At 63.2% G+C, this 17311-nt stretch carries 11 protein-coding genes; 9 read left to right on the top strand and 2 right to left on the bottom strand.

Annotated features, from left to right (window positions below):
• Nucleotides 1-14 precede the first annotated feature (14 nt).
• Nucleotides 15-1109 carry an acyltransferase family protein gene (locus BLX41_RS25335; protein WP_123727083.1) on the bottom strand — a complete coding sequence of 365 codons (1095 nt, stop codon included), beginning with the start codon at nucleotides 1107-1109 and terminating at the stop codon, nucleotides 15-17.
• 213 nt (nucleotides 1110-1322) lie between these two features.
• Between BLX41_RS25335 and BLX41_RS25330 the strand changes: the two genes are divergently transcribed.
• Nucleotides 1323-3278, top strand: a complete 1956-nt coding sequence (locus tag BLX41_RS25330; protein ID WP_123727082.1) for a monovalent cation:proton antiporter family protein — start codon at nucleotides 1323-1325, stop codon at nucleotides 3276-3278.
• A gap of 50 nt (nucleotides 3279-3328) precedes the next feature.
• On the opposite strand, the gene BLX41_RS25325 is transcribed toward BLX41_RS25330, so the two are convergent.
• Nucleotides 3329-4537, bottom strand: a complete 1209-nt coding sequence (locus BLX41_RS25325; RefSeq protein WP_123727165.1) for an ammonium transporter — start codon at nucleotides 4535-4537, stop codon at nucleotides 3329-3331.
• A 333-nt stretch (nucleotides 4538-4870) separates the two neighbouring features.
• Here BLX41_RS25325 and BLX41_RS25320 point away from each other — a divergent pair, with 333 nt between their 5' ends.
• From BLX41_RS25320 to BLX41_RS25285, 8 genes are all read left to right on the top strand, one after another.
• The gene (locus BLX41_RS25320) at nucleotides 4871-5185 is read left to right on the top strand and encodes an ElaB/YgaM/YqjD family protein (protein ID WP_011062506.1); all 315 of its coding nucleotides are present in this window, start codon (nucleotides 4871-4873) and stop codon (nucleotides 5183-5185) included.
• A 1-nt stretch (nucleotide 5186) separates the two neighbouring features.
• On the top strand, nucleotides 5187-5576 hold the full coding sequence (locus BLX41_RS25315) for a phage holin family protein (protein WP_123727081.1): 390 nt from the start codon (nucleotides 5187-5189) through the stop codon (nucleotides 5574-5576).
• On the top strand, nucleotides 5573-5914 hold the full coding sequence (locus BLX41_RS25310) for a hypothetical protein (RefSeq protein ID WP_102860921.1): 342 nt from the start codon (nucleotides 5573-5575) through the stop codon (nucleotides 5912-5914). Before BLX41_RS25315 ends, BLX41_RS25310 begins: the two co-directional genes overlap by 4 nt.
• A 212-nt stretch (nucleotides 5915-6126) precedes the next feature.
• A complete protein-coding gene (locus tag BLX41_RS25305; protein WP_123727080.1) occupies nucleotides 6127-7290 on the top strand; it encodes an EAL domain-containing protein in 1164 nt (387 codons plus the stop codon).
• A 239-nt stretch (nucleotides 7291-7529) separates the two neighbouring features.
• Nucleotides 7530-8861, top strand: a complete 1332-nt coding sequence (locus tag BLX41_RS25300; RefSeq protein ID WP_123727079.1) for a deoxyguanosinetriphosphate triphosphohydrolase — start codon at nucleotides 7530-7532, stop codon at nucleotides 8859-8861.
• Nucleotides 8862-9685: 824 nt separating this feature from the next.
• Nucleotides 9686-11356, top strand: coding sequence for a ShlB/FhaC/HecB family hemolysin secretion/activation protein (locus BLX41_RS25295; RefSeq protein ID WP_259745178.1), 1671 nt, complete (start codon nucleotides 9686-9688; stop codon nucleotides 11354-11356).
• A 101-nt stretch (nucleotides 11357-11457) separates the two neighbouring features.
• Nucleotides 11458-16416: a hemagglutinin repeat-containing protein gene (locus BLX41_RS25290; RefSeq protein WP_123727077.1), complete on the top strand. Its 4959-nt coding sequence runs from the start codon at nucleotides 11458-11460 to the stop codon at nucleotides 16414-16416.
• Between the two features lie 249 nt (nucleotides 16417-16665).
• Entirely contained in the window at nucleotides 16666-17292 is a 627-nt protein-coding gene (locus tag BLX41_RS25285) for a response regulator transcription factor (protein WP_123727076.1), read from the top strand.
• Nucleotides 17293-17311 lie beyond the last annotated feature (19 nt).

Genomic DNA, 17311 nt, shown 5'->3' with positions numbered 1-17311 from the left:
ATCAACCCTGGCAGTTACACCGGATCGTAATGTTTATGCTGGGGGGTGGAGCTGAAGCGGCGTTTGCAGTAGGCCGTGGCGCGCTCGAGGATCGGTTTCTCGTAGAACTGGTATCCCACCCAGCCATAGCAGACCACCGCCGTGATCATCAGCACACTGAAGACCAGGTTATCCACATAACTGGCAGGCCAGGAGCCGATCACCTGCCAGGCCCTGCCAACCACCCCCAGCACCAGCAGATGAGATAGATAGATGGTGTAGGACATATCACCCGTAGCCGTCAGAAACCCAGGTATTCGGATCAACTGCCGCCGTTCCAGCAGCGCCAGGGACAGCACCAGCGTGCCAAACGTCAGCCCCACCGCCAGCATTCTCGGCAACCCCTCGGTAAAGAACAGCTGATAACCATGGATCAGCGGCACACCCACCAGCAACGCCGCTGCCAACGCGCCCCAGACCAGCACCGTGGGTACCCTGGCGCTGTAGGGCCCATAGAAAAACAACGCCAGGGCACTGCCGGCCATGAATTCAAGAGCATAGGGATGCAGCATGATCCTCAGCGCCGGGGAGTAATCCTGCCAGCTCTGCAACAGGTTGAAGACCACCAGCGCCACCGCCCAAAGCAGCAGAATCAGTGGCAGGCGCCGCTCCTTGAAGAACAGGAACAGCGTGAACATCAGGTAGAACCACAACTCGAACAGCAGCGACCAGGCCACCATGACCAGCAGCACCTTGTCATTGGGCAGCAGCAGGAACGACAGCCACAGGTTCGAGCCGCCATGGCTGCTGTTCACCAGCCCCGGCTGCCACAGGTACACCCCCAGGGTGATGAAGAAGTACAACCAATAGGTCGGGTAGATCCGCGACAGGCGATTGAACAGGAAACGCTGGGTCTCGAGGCTCTTCTGGAAGCGTCCGCGGCTGACGATGACCATCACGAAACCGCTGATGACAAAGAACAGATCGACCCCGAGCTGGAAGAAGTCCAGCCATGCCGGCAACAGGATGTCGCCATCGGAGTACTTGCTCTCCACCGACATCATGTGAAACAGCACCACGCCCAGTACCGCGATGCCCCGCAACCCTTGCAGCGAATACAGACGCTCCATAAATCTCTCCGGCTCCTCACTGGCAGGTACCTGTCCACCCGCCCGAGCGCAGCTTTTCTCAACAGGCCTTGAGCATAGCGAAGGCTCGTGAATATGAGACATTCTCGATAAAGAATGACGTGAGTCAGAATCGTTTACCGCCAGCCGGGTAATCCTCGCGGCCTTTTTGCCTCTAGGCTTTGCCCTACCCGCCCCCTTGTCCGGAGATGCCCGTTGTTTGCCAATCTGCTGATCATTCTCGCTTCATCACTGGTGGTCATCGCGCTATTCCGGCGCCTGAGCCTGCCACCGGTCCTGGGCTATCTGTCGGTGGGGCTGATGGTCGGGCCCACCGCCCTGGACTGGGTCAATGACAGCGAGGACCTGCCGGACCTGGCGGAACTGGGGGTGGTCTTCCTGCTGTTTTCCCTGGGCCTGGAATTCTCCCTGTCGAAAATGCTCGCCCTGCGCCGCGTGGTGTTTGGCCTGGGCAGCCTGCAAGTGCTGTGCACCGGGTTGATCCTCGGCGTGCTCCTGGCCTTGTTCGGCATGCCCCTGACCGCAGCGCTGATGCTCGGCACCGGCCTGGCCCTGTCGTCCACCGCCATCGTCAGCAAGGAGCTGACCAGCCTCGGCGAGATCTTCAGCAGCCACGGACAGAACGCCATCGGCGTGTTGCTGTTCCAGGACGTGGTGGCGGTGCTGTTGCTGACCCTGGTGCCGGTCTTCGCCGGCAGCAGCGAGCACGCCTGGTACTGGGCCCTGCCCGCGACCCTGGGCAAGACCGTGGTGCTGTTCTTCGGCCTGCTGCTGGCCAGCCGCTGGCTGCTGCCCCGGCTGTTCCATGAAGTGGCCGCTTCGCACTCCGCCGAACTCTTTGTGCTGTTGGCCCTGGTGATCGTCCTGCTCACCGCCTGGCTCACCCACCTGCTGGGCCTGTCTCCGGCCCTGGGGGCCTTTCTCGCCGGCATGTTGCTGGGGGAAAGCCATTACCGGCATCAGATCGAGGCCGACATCCGCCCGTTCCGCGACATTCTCCTGGGGCTGTTCTTCGTCAGCATCGGCATGCTCATCGACCTGCAACTGTTCATCGACCACGCCCTGCTGATCACCGGCCTGACCCTGGCCCTGCTGCTGATCAAGGGTTCGGTGGTGGCTGCCCTGCTCAAGCTGCGCGGCAGTGACGGCGAGACCGCCTGGCGCAGCGGCCTGGCCCTGGCCCAGGGTGGTGAATTCTGCTTCGCCCTGATGGCGCAGATGCAACTGAGCCAGATGATCCCGTCGCAGATCAGCAGCCTGCTGCTGGCTGCCACCTTCTGCTCCATGCTGCTGACCCCGCTGCTGCTGCGCGCCGCACCGGTCATCACCGCCCGCCTGCACCGCAAGCCCAACCAGGCCGCCCAACTGGAGGAAATCAGCGCGCAGAATGCCGAGCTGCAGGGCCACGTACTGATTTGCGGTTATGGCCGGGTCGGCCAATCCATCGGCCGCTTCCTGCGCCATGAGCAGCTGCGCTACATCGCCCTGGACGATGATCCGGTGCGGGTCCAGGAAGCCTCGGCGGCGGAAAGCTGCGTGCATTACGGCGACTGCCGGCGCAGCGACCTGCTGGCGGCGGTAGGCCTGGAGCGGGCGCGACTGCTGGTGATTGCGGTGGATAAGACCGACATAGCGCTGAATATACTCAAGGCCGCGCGGCGCCTGGATCGCAATGTGCCGATCCTGGTACGGACCCGGGATGATAGCCAGTTGGCGGAACTCAAGGCCGCCGGCGCCAATGAAGTGGTGCCCGAGCTGTTGGAGTCGAGCCTGATGCTGGCCTCCCACGCCCTGATCATGCTTGGCCTGCCGGAACAACGGGTGCAACGCACCGTGGACGAGGTGCGGCATAGCCGCTATCGCCTGCTGCACGGCTTCTACCATGGGGCGCAAAGCAGCACCCAGGACAATCACGAACCGCCCACTGTGCAGATGCACGCGGTAAACCTCGACGCCGACGCCCACGCCTGCAACCGAGTGCTGCATGAGCTGGGGCTGGAAGCGCTGGGAGTGGATGTGCGCGGAATACAGCGCGATGGCCGCGATCTGCCCCTGAGCCCGACCTCGCGCCTGCAAGCCGGTGACCGGGTGCTGGTGTCCGGCACCCAGGCCGCGATCGAGGCCGGCGAAGCACGCCTGCAGGGCGGTTGAAGCCGCCCCGTCCTGGCCCTGAGCAGCTCGCGACCCTGGTCCGTGGCCGCTCAGTCCTGGCTCACGGCACCGATCTTGTGCAGCGACAGGTCGGCGCCGTAGTACTCCTGCTCCTGGCTCAGGCGCAGCCCGCAGACGGCCTTGATCACGCCATACACGGCGAATCCGCCGAGCAGCGCCACCAGCACCCCGAGGCCGGTGCCAATCAACTGGCTGGCCAGGCTGACACCGCCCAATCCACCCAATGCACTCTGGCCGAAGATCCCGCAGGCAATCCCGCCCCACACACCGCACAGGCCATGCAGCGGCCAGACCCCGAGCACATCGTCGATCTTCCAGCGGCTCTGGGCGGCGATGAAGCACCAGACGAACAAGGCCCCGGCAATCGCCCCGGTCATCAGGGCGCCCACCGGATGCATCAGGTCCGACCCGGCACAGATCGCCACCAGCCCGGCCAATGGCCCGTTATGCAGGAAGCCCGGGTCATTGCGGCCGACGATCAGCGCCGCCACGGTGCCACCCACCATGGCCATCAGCGAGTTCACCGCCACCAGCCCGCTCACCCCTTGCAGGGTCTGAGCGCTCATCACGTTGAAGCCGAACCAGCCGACAATCAGGATCCACGAGCCCAACGCCAGGAAGGGAATGCTCGAGGGCGCGAACGCCACCAGCTTGCCGTCGCGATAACGGCCGTTGCGCGGCCCCAGCAACAGCACCGCCGCCAGCGCCAGCCAGCCGCCCATGGCGTGCACCACCACAGACCCGGCAAAATCATGGAAGCTGGCGCCAAAATGCTGTTGCAACCAGGCTTGCACCCCGAAGTTGCCGTTCCACACCAGCCCCTCGAAGAACGGATAGACGAATGCCACGATCAGCACCGTGGCGCACAATTGCGGCACAAAACGCGCACGCTCGGCGATGCCACCGGAGATAATCGCCGGAATCGCCGCGGCGAAGGTCAGCAGGAAAAAGAACTTCACCAGACCGTAACCGTGGTCGGCACTGATCACCGCCGCCGGTTGCAGGAAGCTCACGCCGTAGGAGATCCAATAGCCTATAAAGAAATAGGCCAGAGTCGAGACGGCAAAGTCGCTGAGGATTTTCGACAGTGCATTGACCTGATTCTTCTGCCGGACCGTGCCCACTTCGAGGAAGGCAAAACCGGCGTGCATGGCCAGGACCATGACCGCCCCGATCAGGATGAACAGGGTGTTGGAACCGTGGACCAGGGTGTCCACAGCGCTTTGCAGATTTTCCATGGAGTAGGCAGATCCGAAATCGGCCATCATCTCCCGGGCTCCACGGCCGACCTTGCACCAAGTTGGCTCCGGGACGCGTCATTACGCGTAGTCGGTGAACCGTTTTGGCGCGCCAGGGGCCGCAGGCGAAACCACGGGAAGGCGATTGACCTGAGGTTGTGATTTTTTTGGCCAGGGTTTACGCGGGCTGCAGCGCCACCCTTGCTCGTTTTCGGCGCAAGCCTCACGTCTTGCGCACCAGGACAAAGCAAAAGCTGTACCAGACAATTACAGTGAACCTTCACTCGGGGCTCACACTCATAGCTCACACACGCAATCAACGGAGAAACAACCATGGCCAGCAAAACGGCGAAGACGGCTCAAGAAGTACTGATGGCGGATTTTCAGGCACTGGTCAGTGACACGGAGCGTCTACTGGAACACACCGCGACCCTGGCCGGCGACCAGGCCGATGAATTGCGCGAGCAGATCCACGACAGCCTGCTCAAGGCCCGGGAAACCCTGCAACTGACCGAGGACTCCCTGCGCCAGCGTGGCCAGGCTGCAGTCACCGCCGCTGAGGACTATGTACAGAGCAACCCTTGGCAATCCGTCGGCATCGCTGCCGGCGTCGGCTTTCTCATCGGCCTGCTGGCGACGCGGCGCTGATATGGCTATCGGCGAATCCACTTCGTCCGGCAGCGGTCCAAGCGCGTCCTCGCGGCGCCTGGGAGCTGCAGTCCTGGGCCTGTTGCACAGCCACGTCGAATTGTTCGGCATCGAGTTGCAGGAACAGAAAGCGCGCACCGTAAGCCTGCTGCTGTTCGCCGGCCTGGCCCTGGTGTTTGCCCTGCTGTTGCTGGTGGGGCTGTCGGCGCTGGTGCTGATCCTGCTGTGGGACAGCTATCGCCTGGCCGGGATCATCGGCCTGTGCGTGTTCTATACCCTGGCGGCACTGTTCTGCGGCCTGCGCCTGAAGTCGGCGATCTTTGATGAATCCTCGCCCTTCCACGCCACGCTCGAAGAGCTGGCCAATGATCGGGAGCGCCTGCTGCCATGAAGTTGCCGGACATTCCACAGAACACCTCACGCCGGGAAATGCGCAAGGTACTGATCCGCCTGCGCATGGAAATGCACCGCCAGGAAATCCGTCACGAGTCCCAGCAATTGCTGCAACCCCTGCAACGGGTTCGCGGCCTTGGGCAAAGCTGGCAGGAAGGCTTTGGCATCAAGCACGCTCCACTTTGGGGCGTGGCGGCGGTGACCCTGCTGGGGTTCATCACCGGCAAGGGTGCCAAAAGCGGCGGCACCAGCAGCCTCACCCGCCTGATACGCCTGGGCACCAGCCTGTTGCCACTGATCAGGCTGGCGCTGCAAGGCGCCTCGCGCAAACCCTGAGCGACCATCGGCAGCCGGCCTGCAACCGGCATCTGCTGATCTGGCTGCATTCTTGCTAAGCATCCCGGATCGGCCCCTTTACCCAGGGGCCGACCAAGGATGTGTGAAAACGCCGCATTGCCGAACGCCGCAGAGTTCACACAGCCTGACCCCCTGTCTGTCTAACCGACAGCCACAGCTTCCTACCAACAAGACTCTGATAAGGAGGCCCTGTGATCGACGGGCAACCGCTCGCCTGCTTCCAGCCATTCATCGATACCGCTACCGGGCGCATCGCCGGGGTCGAAGCCCTGGGCCGCCTGCGCCGGGGCAATGGGCAACTGGCGTCGGTGGGGCCGCTGTTTGCCGATCCCCGCAACTCTTCCAGCGCCTTGCGCCGCGTTGATCGCCTGGTCCGCGACGATGCTTTGCGCCGCCTCCACGAAGCCCCGGCGGACTGGTTCCTGAGCCTGAACATTTCCCCACGCTGGATCAGTCGGTTGCGGCCAGGCCAGCCATTGCCCAGCCTCAAGCAGTTGCAGCAAAACGATGTCGATCCTCGACGCATCGTCTTCGAGATCACCGAGCTGGGGGGCAACAGCCAGCGTCTGACCGAGGTGGTGGCGCGCTATCGCCAGGCGGGGGCGCGAATCGCCATCGACGATTTCGGCGCCGGCTACTCGCAACTGGACCGGGTGCTGGCGCTGCAACCGGACATCCTCAAGCTCGACATGCGCCTGTTTCAGGCCGCGGCCCGGGGCGGGCCCAGCAGCGATGTGGTCAAGGCCCTGGCACAGATGGCGGAAAAAACCGGCTGCTGGATCATCGCCGAAGGGGTGGAAACCGAAGCCGAACTGGATTTCGCCCTGGAGTGCGGTTCCCGTTATGTACAGGGCTTCCTGTTTGCCCGGGCCGAGGAACAGCTGTTCGCCAGCGATGCCTTTGTCCAGCCCTTCGCCCGCCTGCGGGAGCGCTATGTGCGGCACAAGCTGGCCGAACGCAACCGCCTGATGCGCATGCGCCAGCAACTGGCAGAGCTGATGAACCTGTTGCAGGCCTGGGCCCAGGCTCAGGCCACCATCAGCCAACTGCCCGCAGTGGAGGCCTTTCCCTGGCTGTTGCGTTTCTACCAGTGCGACCGCCACGGCACCCAACTGACGCCCAACCTGGAATGGCGCCACAACCGCTGGCAGGCCGACAGCAGCTATGTGGGCCACAACTGGTCCTGGCGCCCGTACTTCTATCACCTGCTGGCCGAAGGCTGGGAGGAGCGCCGCCTGACCCTGTCCAACACCTACCGCGACGCCACCAGCAACCAGTACTGCCTGACTGCCGGCCAGTTCTTCGACAACGGCCAGCGCCTGTTGCTGATCGATATCGACGCTGCCGGCTTGTAACCCCGCCCCGTTTGCCGGCGAAGGCGTTCGTCAGATGGATGCACAACTAGCGGGCCCTTTCGCCGGCAAGCCGGCTCCTACAGCTGGGGGCGCAGGCCAGGCCATTTCCGTGTAGGAGCTGGCTTGCCAGCGAAGGCGTCCGCCAGATGGATACATGAGCGCAGGCCATGCCCCTCTTGCGGCCACGCCCGGGAACCCGGAAGCTGGGCGCCTCAGTTTTTTTTCGGAGAGACCCCGCCTTGGATTGGCAGACCCTGCTCACCCGCGAACGCCTCGGAAAGCCAGTGCACAGCCCGGAAGAACTCGGCCGTAGCCCTTTCCATAAAGACCATGACCGCATCATCTTCTCCGGCGCCTTCCGCCGCCTGGGGCGCAAGACCCAGGTGCACCCGGTGTCCAGCAACGACCATATTCATACCCGCCTGACCCACTCGCTGGAAGTCAGTTGCGTCGGTCGTTCCCTGGGCATGCGCGTGGGCGAGACCCTGCGCGGCGCCCTGCCCGACTGGTGCGAACCCAGCGACCTGGGGATGGTGGTGCAATCCGCCTGCCTGGCCCACGACATCGGCAACCCGCCCTTCGGCCATTCCGGCGAAGACGCCATCCGCCACTGGTTCCAGCAGGCCGCCGGACGCGGTTGGCTTGACGCCATGAGCGAGGCGGAGCGCCTGGACTTCCTCAATTTCGAAGGCAATGCCCAGGGTTTCCGGGTCCTGACCCAGCTGGAGTATCACCAGTTCGACGGCGGCACCCGACTGACCTACGCCACCCTCGGCACCTACCTCAAATACCCCTGGACCGCGCGCCACGCCGACTCCCTGGGCTACAAGAAGCACAAGTTCGGCTGCTACCAGAGCGAACTGCCGCTGCTGGAACAGATCGCCCACAAGCTCGGCCTGCCGCAGTTGGAGGAACAGCGCTGGGCCCGGCATCCACTGGTGTACCTGATGGAAGCGGCGGACGACATCTGCTACGCCCTGATCGACCTGGAAGACGGCCTGGAGATGGACCTGTTGGAGTACGCCGAGGTCGAGGCCCTGCTGTTGGGGCTGGTGGGCGACGACCTGCCGGAAACCTATCGCCAACTGGGCCCGGGGGACTCTCGCCGACGGCGCCTGGCGATCCTGCGGGGCAAGGCCATCGAACATTTGACCAACGCTGCCGCCCGGGCCTTTGTCGAACAGCAGGACGCCCTGCTGGCCGGCACCCTGCACGGCGACCTGGTGGAGCACATGCACGGCCCGGCCAAGCGTTGCGTGCTCAATGCCAAGGACGTAGCACGGCGCAAGATCTTCCAGGACAAACGCAAGACCCTGCACGAGATCGGCGCCTACACCACCCTGGAAATCCTCCTGAACTCCTTCTGCGGTGCCGCACTGGAGCAGCACGGCGGCAAGACCCCGTCGTTCAAGAACCGGCGGATTCTCGATCTGCTGGGCAACAATGCACCGGACCCGAACTGGCCGCTGCACAAGTCGTTCCTGCGGATGATCGACTTCATCGCTGGCATGACCGACAGCTACGCCAGTGAAATGGCCCGGGAAATGACCGGACGCTCAAGCCCGCAATGACCCTCCTCCATCAAGTGCCTGGCCGCTGCGCCAGGCACTTGATATGACCTGCAACATCCAATCGACAACTAAGGGATTCCCCTAGACGGGCCGTCGCAACAACGACCCGCGAACTCCGGATATGCGCCGTGACAGGGGGCAGCACACTCGTGATTCCGGGCACCTCACTCAGAAACTTCAATCTAAGGAATACCCTGACAAACACTACTTCAATTAAAAACAGGCAAGACTAGAGCAACTACTCGAATAGAAAGAGCAACTAGCCATAAACACTCACCACTGTCATTAACGTTATCGTCTGGTCATCACAGAATTAAACACTTCAACTGGATTCAACCAAACATCCTACCTTTCAAAAATCCTCAAAATTCGCTACACCCCTTGCCAATCAAGGCCGGCAAGAAAATTTTGTTAGCCTTCTATGCATTTACAATTTACGTACAAATCGAGTTTTTGCTTTCGGATAGTCTCAATTTCATACAGAAACTTCCCCGCTGACCACCCCCGGAAAAATTAATTTCACACTGCGCTGTAACGTTTCGACCAGCACTCACTCAACCCTTTTGTCATGACCTGAATTTGCACTGAAGCACCCGGCTCTCACTCAGGAATTGTCACTCTCGAGCACTTGAAGATTGGCCCCCGATATAGATATCGACGGCGCCTCATATTCACGGTGCAGAACTTAAAGCGACGTCACTAGTTGAGCCTCACCGATCGGCTTTTCTGTTGTTCGTCACTTGGTCTTTTTACAGTAAGGATGCCAAGTGCCCTATTCATCACGCACTGACCGCTCCCTTCTCGCCCACACCGGCAACTGGTGCCTGGGACTGGTAGTACTGGGTCTGACCTGCCTGACCCCGGCCCTGGCCGACGACCTGCAACCAGGCCAGGAAGCCCTGCGCCTGCAGCAGCAACAGCAACGGGACCTGCAGCAGTTGCAACTGGAGCAGCGCCAGCGGCAGATGCAGCGCGGCAGCTTCAGCAGCACCCCGGCCACGCCCACCCTGCCGGAGCAGACCGCCAGCGACAGTCGCTGCTGGCCCCTGAGCGGCACCCGCATCGGAGGCGTCAGCCTGTTCAGCAAAACCCGGCTCAATGACTACATCAAGCCGTACGTGGCGCCGTGCATGGGGGTCAACCAGATCAACCAACTGCTGGCCGCCATCACCCGTCTCTACGTCGAGGCCGGCTACATTGCCAGCCGCCCCTACCTGGCCAGCACCCCGGCAGCCGGCCACAGCCTGGATATCCTGGTGGAAGAAGGCTACGTCGAAGCCATCGAATTGGCCGACCAGAGCCTGCCGGTGTCCTTGGGCGGTGCTTTCCCGGGCATGCTCGGCAAGCCCCTGAACCTGCGAGACCTGGAGCAGGGCCTGGATCAACTGAACCGCCTGCGCTCCCTGGACCTGACCGCCGACATCGCCCCGGGCAGCCAACCCGGCGCCTCGCGGATCATCCTGCGCTCACGCAGCAGCGCCGCCCGTTGGGGCCTCGGGCTGGGTGTGGATAACCTCGGCAGCGCCGGCACCGGCCGCGACCGGCAGTCGATCAACCTCAATCTGGACAGCCCGTTGCAGATCAACGACGCGCTGAACCTGAACTACAGCGACACCCTCAACCACGGCCCGCGCTACAGCCGCAGCAGCAGCCTGTTCTACTCGGTGCCCTACGGTTACTGGACCTACAGCCTGTTCGCCAGCCACGCCGAATACCGCGCCCCGCTCAAGCTGGCCCGCACCACCCTGTACAACAGCGGCCGCACCGACATGGTCAGCGGCCGCGCCGACCGGGTGCTGTGGCGCGACCAGAGCCACCAGCTCAGCGCCAACCTGCAACTGGCCTACAAGGACGTGGACAGCTACCTGCAAAAAGCCCACCTGCAGATCCAGAGCCCGACCCTGACCGTGGCCGAGGCAGGACTCAACCTGTTCTGGCTCAACAGCGCGGTATGGAACCTGGATGTCAATTACGCCCAGGGCCTGACCTGGTTCGGCGCCGATCGCGACTCGCAACAGCTGCAACGCAACCTGCCCCAGGCGCAGTTCCGCAAGTACCGCGCCGGCCTCAGCCAGTGGCGCAACGGCCAGTGGGGCGAGCAGCGCTGGCAGTGGCAGAGCCAGCTCTCGGCCCAGTACAGCCCGGACCCGCTGCCGGCCATCGAGCAACTGCTGGGCACCGACGATTCCGCGGTGCGCGGCTACCGCGTCAACAGTGCCTCCGGCGCCATCGGCGCGGTCTGGCGCAACACCCTGCGCCTGCCGCTCAACAGCGACCTGCCGGTCAAGATCACCCCACGCCTGGGCCTGGACAACGGCTGGATCAAGGCCGAGCACGGCGCCCAGAGCCGCCATCTCGGCGGTGCCAGCCTGGGCCTCAACCTGGCCTGGAAAAAACTCCAGGTCGACCTGGATTACCAACGCAGCCTCACCAACCCGCAGGGCTTTCGCACGGAGCCGGAAGTCTGGCTGGCCAGGTTCAGCCTGCAGATTTGATCAACCGCCGATTAGCCTGAAACACCCGATGAACCTGAGCAAAACGCGCCGTTGCACCCAAGAAAGCAACGCCCGGCTCACCCACTCAGCACGAGGTTCTCATGCCTGACAACACTCATAGATTCAACCTTTCACCCCAGGGCACATTGCGCTGGACCATCGCCGGCCTGCTGCTGGTGTCCCATCTGCCCCTGGCCCTGGCCGGCGGGATCACCGTGGTCGAAGGCCCCGGCGGCACCCCGCAACTGCAAAACCAGGGCGGCGTACCCATCGTCAACATCGTCGCGCCCAATGCCGGCGGCCTGTCCCACAACCAGTTCCTGGACTACAACGTCGGGCAACAAGGCGTGGTCTTGAACAACGCCCTGCAGGCCGGGCAATCGCAACTGGCCGGGCAACTGGCCGCCAACGCGCAGCTCCAGGGCCAGGCGGCCAGCGTGATCCTCAACGAAGTGATCAGTCGCAACGCCTCGCAGCTCAATGGCGCCCAGGAAATCTTCGGCCGCGCCGCCGATTTCGTGCTGGCCAACCCCAATGGCATCTCGGTCAATGGCGGCAGCTTCATCAACACCCCCAACGCCAGCCTGGTGGTGGGTCGCCCGGAACTCCAGGACGGCAAGCTGCAGGGGCTCAACACCCAGGACGCTCGGGGCCAGCTGGATATCCACGGCGGCGGTCTGCGCAATGCCGAAGGCTCGATCAACCTGATCGCCCCGCGCATCGACAGCAAGGGCAGCCTCGCCGCCCGGGACCAGTTGAACGTGACCGTTGGCCGCAACCAGCTCGACTACCCCAGCGGCAAGGTGCTGAAGGTCGACCCGACCAGCCACACCCAGGATCAACGCATCGATGCCAGCCTGTTCGGCGCCATGCAGGCCGGACGGATCAACATCGTCAGCACCGCCGCAGGTGCTGGAGTCCGGGTGGGCGCCGTCCAGGTGGATGGCCGCGACGGAGTCAAGCTGAGCTCCGCCGGTGATCTGGACATCCGCGGCGAGGCCGTGGCCAACAGCCTCGACGCCACGCGCGCGGGCGTGCGCAGCCAGGGCGATATCGAACTCCACGGCGCCAAGGACCTGACCCTGGCCGCCACCGACGTCAGCGGCCGCAACGTCAAGCTCGATGCCGGGCGCAACCTGACCCTGAGCAGTATCGAAAGCCGCAAGCTCCAGGAAAAACGCCAGCAGTGGGACAAGAGCACCATCGGCATCACCTGGGAAACCTACGACCGTACCGAGACCGACAGCGATACGCGCCAGCACGGTAACAAGGTAGTGGCCCAGCATGACGCCGAGCTGAATTCCGGCGCCAATACCCAGATCCAGGGCAGCAGCGTCGAAGCCGGCAATCGCCTGAGTGCCCGCAGTGGCGGCGACATGCAACTGACTGCCGCCACCGAAACCCAGACCCAGCGCGACCAGGGCCAGCACCGCAAGCACCTGTGGAAGGAAAACTGGGACAGCGCCAGCACCCAGCAGCGCAGCGTCACCAGCCAGCTCAAGAGCGGCAAGCAACTGCAACTCGACAGCCAGCAGAAACTGCGCCTTGAGGGCGCCGAGCTGCACAGCCAGGGCGACATCCAGCTGGCCGCCAAGGACGTCGACATCAACAGCGCCAGCCGTCGGCAGAGCCAAAGCAACCAGCGTTACTCCGGCGACCTGGTGGGCGGTGGCTTCTTCGGCAAGAACGCCGACGGCGACCAGGGCAAGACCGAGAACCAGGGCAGCAAGGTCAACGCCGACGGCAAGCTGATCGTGCGCGCCGACAGCGTGCGCATCAGCGGCAGCCAGGCCCGGGGCGGCACCCAGGCCAGCGTTATCAGTGAAAAGGGTTCGCTGACCATCGACGGCGTGCAGGACACCTCCCACCGCAACAGCCACAGCAAGGACAGCAAATTCTTCGGCATCGCCAAGGATGAGAACCGTCAGCAGCACAAGGACAGCACCACCGTCAGCAGCCAGGTGCGTTCGGACAGCAACCTCAAGTTGCAAAGTGCCGAGGACCTGACCATCAGCGGCTCCCAGGTCGCTGCGGCGGGGGCTCTGGACGCCAGTGCCAAGGGCACGGTCAAGGTCGTCGCAGCCGAAGACACCCAGCACGACAGCAGCAGCACCCAGAAGCGCGGTTTCGACGCCTACGCCAAGGAAAACGCCCCGGGCACCGGCCAGTACCGGGCTGGAGTGCGCTACCAGGATGAGCAGCGCAACGACAGCAGCGACACCACCCGGCAACAGGCCTCCAGCCTCACGGGCGGCACCCTGGCGGTCACTGCCGGCGAAGATCTCAAGGTACAAGGCAGCGACCTTGCGGCCACGGCCGGCGATGCCAGCCTGAGCGGCAAGAATGTCCAGTTGCTGGCTGCGGACAACAAAACCCAGAAGCACAGTGACAGCACCACCACCGGTGGCGGCTTCTACTACACCGGCGGCCTGGACCGCGCCGGCAACGGCGTGGAAGTGGCCCACAACAGCAGCCAGGACAGCAGCAGCAAGAGCACTGCCCAGACCAGCAACATCGCTGCCAGCGGCAACCTGACCATCAATGCCGGCAACCGCCTGAGCACCGAAGGCGCTCAGGTCAAGGCCGGCGGTGCATTGCAGGTCAAGGCCGCCGAGATCGACAACCAGGCCGCGCACAACAGCGAGAGCAGCAGCCACAAGGAGAACAACTGGGCGGTGGATGTCGGCGCCAACGTCGAATACAAGGGCGTCACCCGCCCCATCGAAAAAGCCATCCAGGGCGTGGCCCAGCGCAAGTTCCACCAGCCTGGGGTGCTCGATGCCCTGGAACAGCCCAATGTCGGGCTCGATGTGGATGTCAGCCACCAGAACCGCCAACGCAGCGAAAACGCCAGCACCGCAGTGGTCAGCCAGCTGAGCGGCGCCCAGGTCGCGGTCAAGGCCGACGGGCAACTCAAGGACCAGGGCACCCAGTACCGCGCCACCGACGGCGCCGTGCAGATCAACGCCGGCAGTCTGCTGGCCAGTGCCGCCAGCGATACCCACAGCAGCAGCGAACAGGCCGTGGACGCCAAGGTTGGCGTGCGGGTCTACACCAACACCGGTGAAGACCTGAACATCCGGGGCAGCGGTGCCGGTGGCAGCAGCAACGTCACCAGCAGCACCGAGAAGGCCCAGGTCGGCAGCTACGCCGGCAGCCAGGGCGTGGACATCAAGGTCGGTGGCGATGCCAGCTTCGAAGGCAGCCAGTTCAATGGCGGCCAGGGCGGCGTCAACATCAAGACCGACGGCAAGCTGGCACTCAATCAGGCCAATGACCGCCAGAGCAGCAGCAACTCCAGCCTGCGTGGCGATGCCTCCCTGACCCTGGGCACCACTCCGGGCAGCAGCGGCACCAACCTCAACGTCGGGGCCGGATTGCAACTGGATCACAAGAGCCTCGAGCAGCAGGACAGCCAGGCGCGGGTCGCCAGCATCCAGGGCCAGGGGCCGGTCAACCTCAAGAGTGCAAGCGACCTGACACTGCAAGGCACACAGATCGGCAACGCCGCACGTCCGGCCGGCGACATCACCCTGGACACCGGCGGCAAGCTCGACCTGCAAGCGGCGGTGGACACCCACCACAGCCAGGGCAGCAACCTCGGTGGCGGCTTCACGGCCGGCGGCAGCAAGACCAGCAGCGAGCAGAGCAGCGGCAAGAGCGTCAACCTCAGCGCCAACTTCAACATTGGCCGGGTCTCTGAAAACGACCAGAGCCAGCGTGGCGCCCAGCTCTACAGCCAAGGCCAGGTACTACTGGGCAGCGCAGCCGAGGGCGACAGCGCCATTCACCTGCAGGGCACGCGCATCGACGCCGCCAAGGTGGTGCTGGATGCGGCCCAGGGCGGCATCTACCAGGAGTCGGCGCAATCCACCCAGGCTCACAACAACTGGGGCCTGACCCTGGGCGCCGGTGGCAGCATGGGCAAGACCACCCTGGCCGACGCCAGTGAGCACGACTCGCCGAAAGTCGATCGCGGGATCAATGCCCGGGTCAAGATCGACGTCGATCAGCGCCAGAACACGACTCAGCACAACAGCCTGATCAAGGCCGATCAGGTGACCCTCAACAGTGCCGGCAATGTCCATCTGGCCGGTGCCAACATCGAGGCGCAACGGCTCGACGGGGCTATAGGTGGCGACCTCAACATCGAAAGCCGTCAGGACCGGCTGCGTAACACCCAGGTCAACATCGACGCCAAACTGGACGTGGCGAAAAACCAGCCGGGGCTGGTGAGCAAGCTGGCCAAACCCGCCGGTCCGCTCAAGGACAGCCTGCAGGCCAAGGCCGAAAAAGGCTTCGACAAGCACCGCGAGAAGCTGGAAAACGCCGTCGACAAAGGGGTGGAAAAGGTCAGCTCGGCCAAGGACAGCGTGGTCGCCAAGGCCAGCGACGCCAAGGAGCGCCTGGGGGAGAAACTCAGCCGCAGCGGCAGCTACGACGTCAACCCTGAACCACGCGGCGCCATTGGCAACGGCGTGGACAAGGCCAAGAACTACCTGGCCGACAAAGCCGACGCCGTGGGCAACCGTCTCTCCAGCCTGAAAGAGCGCTTCTGGCCAAAAACCAGCGACAGCTATTCGGTCAGCGAGAAGAACAGCGCCGGCAGCAAGGTGGCCAATACCGCTGAAGGCGTGCTGTTTGGCGACAAGAGCGGTAAGACCTCCTATACCCCGACCTTGAACCTGAACGTCAGCCACGAGAGCAAGAACCGCGTGGAACAGGCCTCGGGGATCACTACCCAGCAGGGCGTCAACCTGAAGGTCAGCGGCGAAACCCAACTCACCGGTGCGCGCATCGGGGCCAGCGAGGGTCGCGTCGAACTGGGGGGTTCCAAGGTCAGCAAAACCGACCTGGCCGGCTCGGAACTGCGCGTGGACGCCGGCGCCAACCTGTCCAAGTCACCGGTCAACATTGCCACGGGCAGCGTGGCCGAATTGACCCGCAAACAGGATGACGCCACCCAGAAGGACCAGTTGTTCAACCTCGGCCCGCTGCGTGTCGGCGGCCACAGTGACAGCCAGCTGCTGCAAGCCGGCATCGATCAGAAAACACCATGAGGCTCAGGCCGCCCTCCTCCCGGGGGGCGGCCTGCGATGGCATTCGCCAGCGCCTTTTAGCGACAGTCCCCAGCAGCCCGACGCACGTTAATCCGGCTTTAACTTCCCTTTAGTGCCAACTGGTTGTAATACCTCCCCTCATTCTGTGTAGGACCCGTCTTAGATTGGTTTTTTTCACACTTTCGCAATTACTTCCGCTCCATCAGCTGGGCTAGTGTTCGACCTTCCATTTATCGGCAGGAGACCAGCATGGGCTCAGTACTTATCGTTGATGATCACCCCGTAGTACGCCTGGCCATTCGCATTCTGCTGGAACACGAGGGCTATAAAATCTTCGGGGAAACCGATAATGGAGTCGATGCCTTGCAAATGGTCCGTGAGTGCGAACCGGATCTGGTCATACTCGATATCTGCATTCCAAAACTCGATGGGCTGGAGCTGCTGGAACGCTTGAGCAGCATGCCCAGATCCTTGCGAATCCTGGTCCTCACGGCCCAGTCGGCGACCTTGTTCGCTAATCGTTGTATGCGCGCCGGGGCCAGCGGCTATATCTGCAAACAGGAAGACCTGAGTGAACTGCTCAGCGCCATCAAGGCCATCTGCAGTGGCTACAACTACTTCCCCAGCCAGGCGTTGCAACTTGATCGGAGTGCTCTTGGTGCAACGTTGGAGTTGGCACAATTCAACTCGCTGAATGATCGGGAGTTGATAGTTCTGAAACTTTTTGCAATGGGCCAAAGCAATAAGGAAATTGCCACAGGCATGTTTCTCAGCAACAAGACCGTCAGTACTTACAAGAAACGCATCATGCAAAAACTCGCCACCACCTCCATGAATGAACTGGTGGACATGGCCAAGCGCAATGAACTGATATGAAACACCAGGTCCTGATGCC

Origin of the sequence: Pseudomonas protegens (assembly GCF_003732485.1) — a bacterium.
Classification (GTDB): domain Bacteria; phylum Pseudomonadota; class Gammaproteobacteria; order Pseudomonadales; family Pseudomonadaceae; genus Aquipseudomonas; species Aquipseudomonas protegens_B.
The sequence above is the reverse complement of the archived record's forward strand: the minus strand, read 5'-3'. Positions and strand labels throughout refer to the sequence as shown.